This is a genomic window from Peribacillus sp. GL_122 (genome assembly GCF_057835005.1).
This window is the reverse complement of record NZ_CM174415.1, coordinates 474,845-488,702: the sequence shown is the minus strand read 5'-3', so window position 1 is coordinate 488,702 and position 13,858 is coordinate 474,845. Positions and strand designations below refer to the sequence as shown.

General features: G+C 36.9%; 15 protein-coding genes. 5 read left to right on the top strand and 10 right to left on the bottom strand.

Annotation, left to right across the window (positions count from 1 at the left end):
- The first annotated feature begins 393 nt into the window (after positions 1-393).
- The 3 genes from bioF to bioC are packed head-to-tail and all read left to right on the top strand — an operon-like array spanning position 394 to position 3,192.
- The gene (gene bioF, locus AC3ISB_RS02385) at positions 394-1,593 is read left to right on the top strand and encodes an 8-amino-7-oxononanoate synthase (protein WP_480339798.1); all 1,200 of its coding nucleotides are present in this window, start codon (positions 394-396) and stop codon (positions 1,591-1,593) included.
- Positions 1,590-2,336 (top strand): alpha/beta fold hydrolase, encoded by a 747-nt coding sequence (locus AC3ISB_RS02380; RefSeq protein WP_452452810.1) that lies wholly within the window; start codon positions 1,590-1,592, stop codon positions 2,334-2,336. Before bioF ends, AC3ISB_RS02380 begins: the two co-directional genes overlap by 4 nt.
- Positions 2,329-3,192, top strand: a complete 864-nt coding sequence (gene bioC, locus AC3ISB_RS02375; RefSeq protein WP_489275447.1) for a malonyl-ACP O-methyltransferase BioC — start codon at positions 2,329-2,331, stop codon at positions 3,190-3,192. The genes AC3ISB_RS02380 and bioC overlap by 8 nt, the downstream gene beginning before the upstream one ends.
- 117 nt (positions 3,193-3,309) lie before the next feature.
- Here bioC and AC3ISB_RS02370 read toward each other — a convergent pair whose 3' ends face one another.
- From AC3ISB_RS02370 to AC3ISB_RS02355, 4 genes are all read right to left on the bottom strand, one after another.
- A complete protein-coding gene (locus AC3ISB_RS02370; protein WP_489275446.1) occupies positions 3,310-3,987 on the bottom strand; it encodes an ABC transporter ATP-binding protein in 678 nt (225 codons plus the stop codon).
- Complete coding sequence (locus tag AC3ISB_RS02365; RefSeq protein ID WP_430095764.1) at positions 3,984-5,090, bottom strand: ABC transporter permease; 1,107 nt, start codon at positions 5,088-5,090, stop codon at positions 3,984-3,986. The genes AC3ISB_RS02370 and AC3ISB_RS02365 overlap by 4 nt, the downstream gene beginning before the upstream one ends.
- A 99-nt stretch (positions 5,091-5,189) precedes the next feature.
- On the bottom strand, positions 5,190-6,569 hold the full coding sequence (locus tag AC3ISB_RS02360) for a sensor histidine kinase (protein WP_430095761.1): 1,380 nt from the start codon (positions 6,567-6,569) through the stop codon (positions 5,190-5,192).
- Positions 6,566-7,243 carry a response regulator transcription factor gene (locus AC3ISB_RS02355; RefSeq protein WP_141992717.1) on the bottom strand — a complete coding sequence of 226 codons (678 nt, stop codon included), beginning with the start codon at positions 7,241-7,243 and terminating at the stop codon, positions 6,566-6,568. The genes AC3ISB_RS02360 and AC3ISB_RS02355 overlap by 4 nt, the downstream gene beginning before the upstream one ends.
- A gap of 398 nt (positions 7,244-7,641) precedes the next feature.
- On the opposite strand from AC3ISB_RS02355, the gene AC3ISB_RS02350 reads away from it, so the two are divergent.
- The gene (locus tag AC3ISB_RS02350) at positions 7,642-8,613 is read left to right on the top strand and encodes a bile acid:sodium symporter family protein (protein ID WP_098370410.1); all 972 of its coding nucleotides are present in this window, start codon (positions 7,642-7,644) and stop codon (positions 8,611-8,613) included.
- Positions 8,614-8,912: 299 nt separating this feature from the next.
- On the top strand, positions 8,913-10,169 hold the full coding sequence (locus AC3ISB_RS02345; protein ID WP_480339793.1) for a DUF445 domain-containing protein: 1,257 nt from the start codon (positions 8,913-8,915) through the stop codon (positions 10,167-10,169).
- A 134-nt stretch (positions 10,170-10,303) separates the two neighbouring features.
- Here the strand turns inward: AC3ISB_RS02345 and AC3ISB_RS02340 are convergent, their stop codons facing one another.
- The 6 genes from AC3ISB_RS02340 to AC3ISB_RS02315 form a co-directional block, all read right to left on the bottom strand.
- The gene (locus tag AC3ISB_RS02340) at positions 10,304-10,723 is read right to left on the bottom strand and encodes a hypothetical protein (protein ID WP_489275444.1); all 420 of its coding nucleotides are present in this window, start codon (positions 10,721-10,723) and stop codon (positions 10,304-10,306) included.
- Entirely contained in the window at positions 10,720-10,995 is a 276-nt protein-coding gene (locus tag AC3ISB_RS02335; RefSeq protein WP_144550372.1) for a hypothetical protein, read from the bottom strand. Before AC3ISB_RS02335 ends, AC3ISB_RS02340 begins: the two co-directional genes overlap by 4 nt.
- Before the next feature lie 55 nt (positions 10,996-11,050).
- A complete protein-coding gene (locus tag AC3ISB_RS02330; protein WP_230301277.1) occupies positions 11,051-11,485 on the bottom strand; it encodes a hypothetical protein in 435 nt (144 codons plus the stop codon).
- 107 nt (positions 11,486-11,592) lie between these two features.
- Positions 11,593-12,615, bottom strand: a complete 1,023-nt coding sequence (locus AC3ISB_RS02325) for an ADP-ribosylglycohydrolase family protein (protein WP_489275442.1) — start codon at positions 12,613-12,615, stop codon at positions 11,593-11,595.
- 221 nt (positions 12,616-12,836) lie between these two features.
- Positions 12,837-13,271, bottom strand: a complete 435-nt coding sequence (locus AC3ISB_RS02320; protein WP_489275440.1) for a hypothetical protein — start codon at positions 13,269-13,271, stop codon at positions 12,837-12,839.
- 359 nt (positions 13,272-13,630) lie between these two features.
- A complete protein-coding gene (locus AC3ISB_RS02315; protein WP_141992725.1) occupies positions 13,631-13,858 on the bottom strand; it encodes a hypothetical protein in 228 nt (75 codons plus the stop codon).

The following is a 13,858-nucleotide window of genomic DNA, read 5'->3' as shown; positions in this document are numbered from 1 at the left end:
TAATCCTTCAAAGATTTGAAGGTTTAACAAAAAGACTACCTTGAAAGTTAGATTATCTTCAATGAACGGGCTTAATACATACAAAGGCACTAATTTTCACTAAGCTCTTTTATACATTAGCTTAACAAAGCCGCTGCCCAATCAAACATCATTAGCCTCCTTCTCCTTAAATTTATTTTTATGTTAGTTTCATGTTCCTCGACTTGGTTCAAATAACCAAACAGCACGCTTTTGATAAATGAATTTTTTTGACCTTTGATTACTCCCAGATTGGATTATTAATTTATTATCAGTCCCTTTTCAAAGCTTGACAGTTTCATTGAGTCATGATTAGAATATTTTATATGTTAACCTATATTTATTTTAGTTAACATATAAAAAAGGAGAATGGGCATGCACAGTGAAAAACAATTACCTTGTTGGGAAGAAAAAATAAAGAAAGAACTGGCTTATTTAGAAGAGATATCGCAAAAACGTGAACTTGTATCGACGGCATTCGCCGACCAGCCATGGCTTATGATCAATGGGTGCAGGATGCTAAATCTAGCTTCTAATAACTATTTAGGTTATGCAGGGGATGAGCGGCTGAAAAAGGTGATGGTGGATGCAATACATACATATGGTGCAGGAGCAACAGCTTCACGTTTAATTATTGGCAATCATCCCCTTTACGAGCAAGCGGAACAGGCTCTTGTCGATTGGAAGAAAGCCGAGGCAGGACTTATTATCAACAGTGGATATAACGCGAACCTTGGTATTATATCCACCCTGCTGTCCCGAAACGATATTATTTATAGCGATAAATTGAATCATGCAAGCATTGTCGATGGAGCTCTTTTAAGCCGTGCAAAGCATATACGCTATCGTCATAATGATTTAGATCATTTAGAGGCATTTTTAAAAAAAGCACCAATTGAAGCACGTAAATTAATCGTGACGGATACAGTCTTCAGCATGGACGGTGACTTTGCTTATCTCGAAGACCTCGTTCGGTTAAAGGAACGTTATAACGCAATGTTAATGACAGATGAAGCACATGGAAGCGGCATTTACGGTAAAAACGGTGAAGGTTATGCCAGTCATCTCCAACTTCAAAATAAAATAGATATCCAAATGGGAACATTCAGTAAAGCGCTCGGTTCATTCGGTGCCTATGTCGTCGGAAAAAAATGGCTAATCGACTATTTAAAAAATCGCATGCGCGGATTCATTTATTCAACTGCACTTCCCCCGGCCATTCTCGGTGCCATAACAACAGCGATTGAACTTGTACAGCAAGAACCAGAACGCCGCTCACTGCTCCAAACACATTCAGAACACTTTAGAGAAGAACTCACATATAACGGGTTTAATATTTGCGGAAGTCGATCACAAATTGTTCCTATCGTCATCGGGGAAAACGAAAAAGCGATGGAATTTGCCGCACGTTTGCAGAAAGAAGGAATTGCAGCTATTGCTGTCAGGCCGCCGACCGTTCCTGAAAATGAGGCAAGAATCCGGTTTACCGTAACAGCTCTCCACGATAAAAAAGATCTTGATTGGGCAGTTGAAAAGATTTCAATCATTGGAAAAGAAATGGGTGTTATTGAATGAAACAGCCGAATTTAGTCATGCTTCCTGGCTGGGGAATGGAAAAAGGTGCGTTTGAACCGTTAATCAAACCGCTGTCAGATGTATTTCACCTTTCATTTATAGAATGGAGAGATATGAAAGCACTAAATGAATTTGAAGAAAGAGTCATAGACAAAATCGCTTCCATCGATGGTCCAGTTTATATACTGAGCTGGTCATTAGGATCACTAGTATCACTTGAACTTGCAAGTTCGTATCGAGAAAAAATAAAAGGTTTTATCCTTTTTGGTGCAACAAGTCGGTTTATAACAGGAGAGAACTATTCATTTGGCTGGGATCCACGAATGGTCGAGCGCATGAAGAAACAACTACAGCGCAATAAAGAGAAGACTTTGGCTTCTTTCTATGAAGCGATGTTTTCCGAGGCTGAAAAAGAAGAAGGTTTATATCATCAATTCATCAAGACAATTCAAAGCGAGTTTCATGGAGATGATGTGTTTTCGCTTCTTATTGGCTTGGATTATTTACTTCATAAAGATGCTAGAGCAAGACTCGACCGGATTGAAGCCCCATTTATATTGCTTCATGGGAGGGAAGACAACATTTGTCCACTCGAAGCCTCATCTTTCATAAAAGAAAACCTGGGTGGGAAAGCCGAGTTTCATATTATCGAAGGCGCTGGCCATACTCCATTTTTCACAAGACCACAGGAATGTATGCAGCATATAAAAACATTTATTCAAAAGGAGTACATTCATGATTGATAAACGATTGTTAAGTAAGCGGTTCAGTGAACATGCGAAAACATATGATGCGTATGCCAATGTTCAAAAAAACATGGCAAAACAATTAGTGGATTTGCTTCCTAAAATAAACACCAACCATGTAATCAATATTCTTGAAATTGGCTGCGGCACTGGTTACTTAACCAGGTTACTCGTCAAAACATTCCCTAACGCCGCTATTACGGCTGTTGATTTGGCACCAGGAATGGTCGAATTGGCAAAAGGAATGACAGATGAAGAACGTGTTACATTTTTATGTACTGATATCGAAGAAATGGCGCTTAATGAAAATTACGACTTGATTATTTCCAATGCAACGTTTCAATGGCTGAATGATCTTCCTGCAACCCTTGAAAAACTGATTACACGATTAACGGCTGAAGGAAGCCTCATATTTTCAACGTTCGGAATAGATACCTTTCAAGAGCTTCATTTGTCATATGAACAGGCGAAGGACAAGCTTCAGCTAGCCATTGATAGCTCACCAGGTCAAATGTTTTATTCTCTAGAAGAATTATCCAAAGTTTGTGAAGAAGCAATCTCTTTTTCATCAGCAGTTCCAATCGAGATAACAAAAATGGAAAAGCTTGAACTGGAGTACTTTCAGACAGTACGTGAATTCTTCACTTCAATTAAAAAGATTGGTGCGGCTAACAGCAACAAAGAAAACTACTGCCAGCGCCCTTCCTTTTTTCGAGAGTTAATCAACATATATGACAAAGAATATCGAAATGAATTAGGTGTGAAAGCAACCTATCACTGTTTGTTCTTTAAGATAAAAAAATATGATCAATCCGAAGATAACTCTGGGATACAAGCAAAATACTATACATAATTGCAGGCCTGATTGACCAGGTTCCAATTCTAGCTATTTCTGCCGCCGCCTCTCCTAATTCCTTTGGAAAGGCGGCGACCATTTACTGATCAACTCATGAGAGTGTGTTTTATAACTTCATCCAAAAACCTTGCCATCTGTAATATTGACCACTCTATCACATAAATCTAACATTCTTTCATCGTGCGTTACCATGATGGCCGCTTTATTTCTTGACTTCACCTCATGAGCAAGCATTTCAACAACATCCCTGCCTCTTTTGGAATCAAGACTTGCGGTTGGTTCATCCGCTAAAATGATTTCTGGATCATTCATCAGCGAACGGGCGATGGCTACACGCTGCCGTTCACCGCCCGACAGTGCTTCTGGCAAGTGACCTGCCCGATGTCCAAGTCCAAGGTGGCTAAGCAATTCGTCCGCTTTTTTCATAGTTTTTTTATCTCGCTTGCCAACCAGTTCAGAAAGTAGCAGAAGCTGATCCCTTACGGTGAGATATGGCACAAGATTCGACGATTGGAATACAAACCCGATCTTTTCAAGGCGCACTCGAGTCAATTCTTTTGGGGATAGTGTTGTAATATCCTCATCATTCAGCAGTAAGCGACCTTTGCTCGGAGATAGTAACGCACCTGCTATGGAAAGAAAAGTACTTTTTCCTGAGCCTGACGGACCCATGATAGCAACAAATTCCCCCGCTCTCACATTCAGGGAAATATTATCTAGGGCTGTCACCTTATTATCGCCTTCCCCATAAATCTTACTGACGTTTTCAAATAATAGCTTATCCCCCATCATGATACCCTCCCAATTGCTTCGATCGCATCTATCTTCGCTACTCGATATAGTGATAGCAGTGAACCCAATACGGATACAACCAAAAGTAACACGGAATATTTAATGACCAAATCGGTACTCAATTCAAATGGCATTCCCTCTGGCATGATTAAAGTGACGCCATATGTCAGTGCAACACTGATGGCTATGCATGTCACGGCAAGCAGCATTACTTGACCAACGATACTTTTTGCCAGGTAGCCAGTATTGGCTCCGAGTGCTTTAAGGACTCCAAATTGATTCGTCTTCTGTAAGGTAATCACATAAAAGAATACAGCCAAAACAAATGCTGCTATGACAAACAAGAAGGCAATCATCATCGTCAATGTACCCTGTTCCTCTTTGAACCCTGGTATACTCTGAAGTGATTCATCTTTCGAAATGAGCATTAGGTCTTCAGGCAATGATTCACGCACTTTCTCTTCTGCCTTTGAATCCATTTGCACGGCTATGGTGCTGATTGAATCATTCCCTTGATTTTTCAATGCTGGGTTAATCTCCTGCCATCCCTTAACATTCATGTAAACTACCGGTGAATGGCTGTAAGACTGCTTTTCAGTAAAACCAACAATGGTGAAAACCTTACCTGATAGATCATCTTTAAGTGAATCACCCAATTTATAACCCACTTCTTTTAAAGAACGATCTGCAACTACTTCACTTTGTTTCTTATTGTCATAGTTCGTTCCTTCTATTACCTTCGGTGCTAAAATACCACTGGCATTGGTCGCAAAAATGGTGACATCCGTTTTCTCCGATGAGCCTACTTTATTCAATGTGATCATCATTTGCCCAAGTCCTTCGGCTGCTTTAACATCAGATGAAGCCCGGATTTCATCTAGCTTTTCCATGGATATGATCGATCGGTTCAATTTATTTTTAGAGTCATGCTCCATAACGAAATAGTCGGCCTTCATATTTTGTATGGATGAAGCATTATCTGAAGAAAGTCCATTAGCTAATCCTGAAATGATAAAGACAAGCAAAGCGACCAATACCATAATCAGTCCAATCAGCAGATAACGTAACTTTGAATGCTTTAGTTCACGTATTGCTAAAAACATCATTTCATCTCCCATTCCTTTTGTTTACCGATCAAGACCTACTTGAATCGGTATGACTCGATTGTAAACAATCATTATGAATGGAAGATGAACAAATGATTACATAAGGGGCAACCGGATATAAAAAGTGGTCCCCTTGCCAAGTTCGCTTTGAACTTCAATCGTTCCGCCATGTAGTTCAACCAGCTTCTTCGTTATCGAAAGTCCTAATCCGCTGCCTGTTTCACTCCTGTTCCTCACTTTGTCGACTTTATAAAAGCGATCAAGGATATAAGGGAGGTCTTCTTCTGGAATTCCCATACCCGTGTCCGCAATCTTCACTTCTACAATGCCATCTATTTTCTTGATTTGAATAACAATCGAACTACCGGTATCAGAGTATTTAATACTATTGGTTATCAAGTTAGTCCATACTTGTTTTAATAGTTTCTCATCAGCAGAAATGATGGTTGATGGTAAATCCATTTCAATCACCATATCTTTTTCACGCCAATTCCATTCCAGCATGAACATCACTTGCCTTATTTGTTCTGCTAAATCAAAACTAGATCGTTGCAGCGGGTCATCCTCTTTATCCAAGGAAGCAAGCATTAGGAGCTGCTTACTCAACAAGGACATACGCCGGCTCTCTTCTTCAATAATAGACAAGTACTGATTTCTTTGTTCCTTTGTTAATTCCTCCGATTGAAGGGTTTGAGAAAAACCTTGTATAGATGCTAGCGGAGATTGAATTTCATGAGAAACATTTGAAACGAATTCCTGTCTCATATCATCTAACCGCTGTATGCTTTGAGTCATTTTCGAGAAATGTTGAGCCAAATCCCCAATTTCATCACTGCGGGTAACATTCAATTCACTACTATAATCCCCATCAGCAATTCTTTTTGTGGCTTCTGTTAATTTCGTAATTGGCTTTACAATGAAACGCGTGTTAATAATAACAAATAAAAAACTGAGCAGGAGCGTAAGTACGAGCAAAACAGAAAGGTAAAAGCGGAACTCTCCAAACTGCAGTTCTATATTCGGCCTTACAAACAATGCATATTTCTCGCCATCCACATTAATTGGGACCCCAATGCTATTAACTAATACATCTTCAAAAAATCCGGTAATAAATAACCCATTATTATAATTGGCTATCCCTTGATAGGTTTTCCCGTTCAAAACTCCTGAAATCGTGTCTGAATCCAAACTCGTTTCCCGAAACGGCTCCCCATATAAAGTCCCTTCACCCTGCTCATTAAATAAATACATTTGATAGTGCAATCCTGCTATATGATTTAAATACGCATCAATATCCTGACCTGGATTTTCTTCATATAAAGAGACGATTTCACCAGCAACTTTGCTTATCTTCTCGCCATTGTGTGGTTTCTGAACCTTATGATAATAGACATTGGAAATTAAAAAAGCGATGACACTAGCAAGCACCATGATCAAAATGGTTTGAATAACAATCCTGAAATAAAGTGTTTTCACTTCTTATTGACCTCCAGTTTATAACCTAAGCCACGGACTGTCGTTATGACAAAATCATCGGTCCGACCGGCAAAACGTTCCCTTAACCGTTTAATATGGACATCAACCGTCCGATCATCCCCTTCAAAATCAGCACCCCACACCAATTCAATAAGCTGCTCACGCGTAAAGACCTGATCAGGAAAACTCCCCAGCTGAGCCAGCAGCTCAAATTCCTTAAGCGGCAGGAGCAGCGTATTCCCCTTTATTCGCACTTCGTAACTTTTACGGTCAATCACAGTTTGATTCAATGAGATGGACTCAGAATTCACCATACGGTACCTTCGCAATAGCGCTTTTATCCGAAATAGAAGTTCCCTTGGCTCAAACGGCTTCACGAGGTAATCATCCGTACCCGCAAAGTACCCCTTTTCCTTATCGATAAGTTGATCTTTAGCTGTCAATAAAATGACCGGCAGATCATATTGATCCCGGATTTCCTTACAAAGATCCAGTCCGTTTTTAAAAGGCATCATAATATCGACAACCGCCAGATGGATCCGTTCCTTCTCCAGTAGCAAGGAAGCTTCATTCCCGTCCTTCGCTTCGAATACCATATACCCTTCCTTTTCCAAGTGAAATTTAAGCAACTCCCGAATATGCCGATCATCATCCGCAATTAATATATGTATCAAAGAAACCACATCTCCACTTCTTTTATAGCCCTAGCTAAACTTACAATAGCAATAATTTATCCTGTAAAACAACAAATACTAATTAAATCACCAGTTCCTTATAAACTAGTTTGCCACTAATATACAGCACCCTCTTATTTTTTATTAAAAGATAAAGTAAAAAAGCGAATAGAATCTCTAAAAACCCTGTCCGCTTTTTTCCTAGAGTAAATCCATATTCACACTAGTTCAGCGGAAGAGAATTATAGTTCCAAAAATCATCGTTTTCAATATGACTGTCCATAATGAAAATACCCAAAAGGCTGTTTAAAAATGTAATGATTTTTTTAAAAAAAGGTTTAAAATATTCTGAATATAAACTATAATTGTTTTATTTTAAAACATCTAGGAGGGTCACTATGGGAGTAGTAGAGAAAATCAGCGGATTTGCTGGTAAAACGTTTACCTTATGGGTCATTATATTTGCAGTTATTGCGTATATCTTACCTAATAAATTTATATGGATTGGAGCCTATATTGTCCCATTATTAGGAATTGTCATGTTTGGCATGGGACTTACATTATCAACAGCGGATTTTAAAGAAGTTTTCCGACGTCCGAAAGAAGTGGCACTAGGAGTAGCAGGACATTTTATCATTATGCCATTATTGGCATTTGTATTAGCATTAGGGTTCGATTTGCCCAAAGAAGTGGCTGTTGGGGTTATTTTGGTAGGATGCTGCCCTAGTGGAACAGCTTCCAATGTCATGGTGTTTCTTGCGAGAGGAAACGTTGCGCTTGCAGTTGCCATTGCTTCTGTTTCCACTATTCTAGCGCCTATCGTAACTCCCCTGCTTATTTTGCTCTTTGCAAGTAAATGGGTTGATATCAGTATTGGATCATTATTCATTTCCATCATTCAAGTGGTGATCATCCCACTGATGCTTGGATTCATTGTTAAAAAGTTTTTCGGTAAACAGGCAGAAGCTGGGGCAAAGGCTCTGCCTCTAGTATCTGTCATTTCTATCGTTCTGATCGTATCTGCCGTAGTGGCAGGCAGCCAAGCACAGCTGGCTAAAACAGGTTTGCTCATTTTTGCAGTCGTCGTTCTTCATAATGTTCTTGGTTTTCTTCTCGGCTTTTTCTTTGCTCGTTTATGCGGGATGGATTTAGCGAAACAGAAAGCTGTCGCAATGGAGGTTGGTATGCAGAACTCTGGTTTAGGTGTAGCTATAGCAACAGCCCACTTCTCGCCTTTGGCCGCTGTACCTAGTGCTATTTTCAGTGTTTGGCATAATATATCAGGTTCCGTTCTAGCCTTTATTTTCAGTCGCATGAAAGATAAAAAAAATACAGGGACAAATAATTCGATAAAAACAGACGTATCATAATATCGTTGGATGAATAAAAAAAGCCGATTGAATAATCGGCTTTTTTTATTGTGAATCAACCATCCTCATCTTTGAAATTCAAAGGAAAATATCAATGATTGTGGGTTCGATTCATATTGCATATTTTAAGCTTTCATACTTAATAGGCGATTTTCCCATTCCCCGATAGATGAACTGACTGCCCTTGTTGGGAGTATTTTTTTGAACTACCTGCTATACTACTAGATAAAAGTAAGTTATAAAATTTGCTAATGATTCGGGTTATAGTAATTGATATCATTTTAAGGATGAGGAATATAATGTCACCAAAAATAAAATCGTCAAGAAAAATTGCTAAATATTCACTAATGATCATGGGAGCGGGTTATATTGCAACCACTCCATTTCAAGGTACGTTGCCGCTGGATTTATTACATGGAGGGTTTGAGGCAGGATTAGTTGGTGGTCTAGCCGATTGGTTTGCAGTCACTGCATTATTCCGGCACCCGCTCGGATTACCGATCCCCCATACAGCGCTTTTGCCCAACAATCGTAAAAGAATGACAAATGCACTTGTTTCGATGCTAAAAAATGACTGGCTTTCTAAGGAAAGTATTCAAGACAAAGTAAAACATATTCCTTTTACAGAAAAATTGATCCCCATTTTAGTAAAAGAGGTACAAAGTGATACTTTTAGAAAAGTCCTGATTAAACTCATCAAGCAATTGATTTGTTATATAGATATAGAAAAGATTACACCTTTCGTTGCAAAAAAAATTGAAGCATCACTTTCTAACATAGACATGGGAAAGATTCTTCATTTAGTAAGTTCACAGTTACTTAACGAACAATTCGATAAGAAGGCTCTGGATCATGTTTTGAAAAAAGCGGAAGATTGGTTAAGAAAAAAACAAACCAGCCAGCGACTTGGCACTGTTTCCATGGATGTACTCAGCAAGATTGAACTGGAAGGTATGCTTCAGTTTGCCGTTAAATCCATTCAAAGTCTACTTAACGAAGAGAAACTTGGGAATATCATACAAAACCTTTTATTAAGTGTCGTAAATAATTTACAAAACGAGAAAGAACCGAATAGAGAGGCTTTAATCTTATATATCCGTAAAGAGATACAAGGCATTAACCATAACCGGGAACTGTTAGAAGGAGTTGAAAAATGGAAAAATCAACTTCTGACAAAATGGGAACCAGAAGCAACAATTATGGGATCTCTACAACAAATTCAACAAGATGCGTTAGATTTCGTAGAAGATGAACATTTCATGGATACTTACCTGACTCCAATGATTCAGCACGTACTGGACAACATAAAAGAGAATAGCACGCACATCGATAATTGGATACAGAAACAAATTACTGTTCTCATTGAAAAAAATCATACGCAGATCGGTAATCTTGTACAGGAAAATTTAGATAAGCTAGACAATGAAACACTGATTGATATGATGGAAAATGGTGTAGGAAAAGACTTACAATGGATTCGTGTGAACGGAGCGGTCTGTGGTTTTATAATAGGGCTTATTCTAACAGGTGCGCAGGCACTGCTTAAGCTGTTATAATCAAGACACCTTCGACCGATATTGCAACGGAATAATACTGTCATTACTAGCTCAACTGGGGCTGAATCGTTGCCTTTAGTTTGATAACCCTCATAAAAAATGCCCTTAACTTCAAGGGCTTTTTAATGGGGAAATTAATCTAATGAATAGGGTTTCCTCTCCTCGATTATCTCCACTTCATCCCATTCCACAGATTTGGAGTACATATATTTATCTGTTCGTTCAAACCCCATCTTTTTGGCAAGTTCAGTGTTTGTTGTATCCAACAATACTTTTCCGGTATTTCTTTCTTCTGATGCTGGAAACAACTCTCCCTTATATTTTGCCTTTGTATTTATCTTAAATAAATTTTCTACCTCTTCTACAGAAACATTTTTGATATAGATATTTTCATCTAAATGTTTGAAACCTTGAGATAGATCAGCCTGTTTATGACTTATTAATCTTATAGACTTATCTTCCAGTAGATTAAAACTATACTCGCTACCATTATGCATTGCATACTTTCCTTTCCTTTTCTTATCATAGGTTCCTCCATTTTCAAACTTTATCAAGTATTCAATAATTCTTTATGTAATTTTTCAGCTTTATGTAATTCTTCTAATAATGGATTTTGATAGTCACTATAACTATCCATATAAGCCCTTTTGCCACCAATTATATTTAATTCTCTTATATCTTTATTATTCTCCAATGCTTTCAATGCATTCTTATATCTTATATATATAAGTTGTAAAACGCCGCTAGTAATTTCATTATAATAATCATTTTCAAGATTATTTATTACAACTTTTATTTGATTGATTAACTGCATCTTAATATCCATTTTATTCTCCTATATATAGTGCAATAATTATAAATCGCATTTGAAACGAGAAAATTTAATCTATTGAATAGGGCTTCCTCTTCTCGATTATCTCCACTTCATCCCATTCCACAGATTTGGAGTACATATATTTATCTGTACGTTCAAAACCCATCTGTTTAGCAAGTTCAGTGTTTGTTGTAACCAACAATACTTTACCAGTTGTTCTTTCTTCTGATGCTGGAAACAGCTCTCCCTTATATACAGCATAGGGATTAATAGAATATAATTCTTTAACTTCATTTACGCGTACTATTTTCGTGTAAATATTATTTTTATAATAAGTAAAGCCATTGCCCATATCTTTTTTATCATTGGTTATTAATTCAATAGCTCCCACTGTATCCGATTCTATGAATCTATACTCTTTCCCATTATAGATAGTATACTCACCTTTTCTAATCATTTTTCCACTCACTCCATTATTTAATTCTCCATCACCTAAATTCAAACTGCTTCGCTTCCCGTTTAACATAGCATAAAATGGACTCTGGACATAAAAAAACCCTATAAAGGACTTTTATAAGGGTTTTTTTATGTTCATATGAGGGATTTACATCAATCCCCATACTCTTCTTTAATTGCTTTATCTGCACAAAAACTATGGAATTGCTTGATTAATTCATCGATATCTTCTTTTCTTGTGATTTTCTCAAGCCATTCTTTAGGAATGTCGTCCATTTTATAGTACATACCTGCCATTGTTCCTGTAATGGCACCTACTGTATCCGTATCATCCCCTAGATTCACTGCTTTTAAAACGGCTTCGCTAAATGAATCTGAATTTCCTAAGCACCAAATGGCTGCTTCTAACGTATGAACCACATAACCATCTGACTGAATTTCTTCTTGTGGTAATGAAAAGAAATCTTCTTCAAAAATTCTTGAATAGGATTGCAGCTCTTTTTGGTATATATGATCTTTATCAAAATTCTCATCAAAAAGTTTTTTTGTTTGTCTTATTGCATCTTCAGGAGAGTTATTATAATAAAGTCTAAGTAAAAACTCGACATAAATAATGGAACCTACCACAGAACGCGGATGTGCATGGGTTACTTCCGTATATTTTTTAATGGTTTGGGTTTTTTCAATGAAATTAAAGCTATTAAAAAGGATAAATGCTACTGGAGCGATCCTCATCAACGCCCCATTCCCATTATCAAACATTGCATTTCCGCCACATTCTTGCGCTGGCGTTCCATTTTTAAACTTGGTTATGGCTTCACTGGTCGTTCTGCCAATATCGAACATTTCATGATGCGGTGTCCAATAACCAGATTCCATATACTGAACGAATTTTTGCATTAGCTCCGCTGAATCGCTTTTTTCAATTAAGTTTTCAATTAAACATAAAGTTAACGAAGTATCATCCGACCAGGTACCTGGCGGCTGATTATAGGTTCCATATCCCGTTATATCATTAATAGTGAAAGTCCCTCTTTTTTTAAATTCAACTGGAACACCAAGCATGTCTCCTATAATGCCGCCATACATACTCGGTAATACTCTTTTCTTAATAGCTAAACTCATAAAAATCTTGTTATCGTCTTCCCATCTGTCTACCATTCTTCTGCCTGCCATTCTTTACACCTACTTTTTGTTTAAGTACTATTTTCTTACCTTCAGTACTCCTTGCTCAATTCAATGTACTACTGATTGATTAAAGTAACACTTTTGTTTTATAAAAACTAACACCTATACTACAAAATCACTATAATGTTTTTCCATTTCATAAAAAAACCTTGAATGGCCTTAAGCCACTCAAGGTTTTATTTTATTCTAGCAACATTCGGTTTCCTGTGTCATTTTTTATAACTGATCCAGATCTCTACTTGTCCACTTTTCTTATCTTCAAATGAAGTGACTTCTCCCCAAGCTCTATTATAAATTAATGAGTCTCCTTTTTTAATATCTGGTTTTCCTAATATCTCTTCTACCCATTTATCATGTATCTCTTTCTTTTTTTTAGCTTTATAATTAGCCCAATTATTGTAAGTATTTTTCAAACTTTCATCAGCATTGTCGAGTTCAATACGAGAAACTTTATCATTTTGAAAATTAACTACAACCCAAAAATAAATTCCATCTAACATAATTGCGTCTTTAAAAACAAACATATTATTCAGTATATCGCTTGATAGTAGTTCATTTTGAAAATTTATACAAAAAGCCTGTTTATTTGTATTTCCATTAAGTATTTTTCCTTTCACTAAAATATCACCTGTTAATCCATTCAAATTAAAAACCTCATTTTCATTTAATAGAATTCATTATTTTACTATATTCTTCAAAGGAGATTTCAGAATTATAGTTTTACCTTTAGATGAGAAAGCTTCTTTTTTCTTTTGCAGTTTAAAAAGGGTACGGGGTTCAAGCTCACAATATTAATATAGAGCGGATAGGTGAATAAATGTTCCAACCCGAATCTATCTATGATTAGCCAGGTTTTAAAGTCACGACTCTGAATTGCCATAATTGTATTTACTACAAATCCTTAGTATTTTTGAACAGACGAAAGGTGAGCCTACAATAATGTATGCCCACCTTATCTAATTTTTCTTTTTCATTTAATTTTCTATTTTAATGCTAAATCCTATTAATTCAGAAGTTCCAAAATTGTTTTATAAAAATAATCACATGCCTCATCTTCTGAGTCAAATTTCTTTAATTGTGATTTCACACCACGTTCACTATAATAAACTTCCCAAATATTATCTTCTTTATTTAAGCAAAATGCCTCATTAGGTAATCCCCCATTTAAGTTATATAAATCTTTTGGAACATTAGCATTAATTAACATTTGTTGTAATTCTTCTTTTTTCAT

Coding starts and splice junctions, on each gene's coding strand:
- bioF (WP_480339798.1), top strand. CDS start 394: ATGCACAGTGAAAAACAATTACCTTGTTGGGAAGAAAAAATAAAGAAA.
- AC3ISB_RS02380 (WP_452452810.1), top strand. CDS start 1,590: ATGAAACAGCCGAATTTAGTCATGCTTCCTGGCTGGGGAATGGAAAAA.
- bioC (WP_489275447.1), top strand. CDS start 2,329: ATGATTGATAAACGATTGTTAAGTAAGCGGTTCAGTGAACATGCGAAA.
- AC3ISB_RS02370 (WP_489275446.1), bottom strand. CDS start 3,987: ATGATGGGGGATAAGCTATTATTTGAAAACGTCAGTAAGATTTATGGG.
- AC3ISB_RS02365 (WP_430095764.1), bottom strand. CDS start 5,090: ATGTTTTTAGCAATACGTGAACTAAAGCATTCAAAGTTACGTTATCTG.
- AC3ISB_RS02350 (WP_098370410.1), top strand. CDS start 7,642: ATGGGAGTAGTAGAGAAAATCAGCGGATTTGCTGGTAAAACGTTTACC.
- AC3ISB_RS02345 (WP_480339793.1), top strand. CDS start 8,913: ATGTCACCAAAAATAAAATCGTCAAGAAAAATTGCTAAATATTCACTA.
- AC3ISB_RS02335 (WP_144550372.1), bottom strand. CDS start 10,995: ATGGATATTAAGATGCAGTTAATCAATCAAATAAAAGTTGTAATAAAT.
- AC3ISB_RS02325 (WP_489275442.1), bottom strand. CDS start 12,615: ATGGCAGGCAGAAGAATGGTAGACAGATGGGAAGACGATAACAAGATT.
- AC3ISB_RS02315 (WP_141992725.1), bottom strand. CDS start 13,858: ATGAAAAAAGAAGAATTACAACAAATGTTAATTAATGCTAATGTTCCA.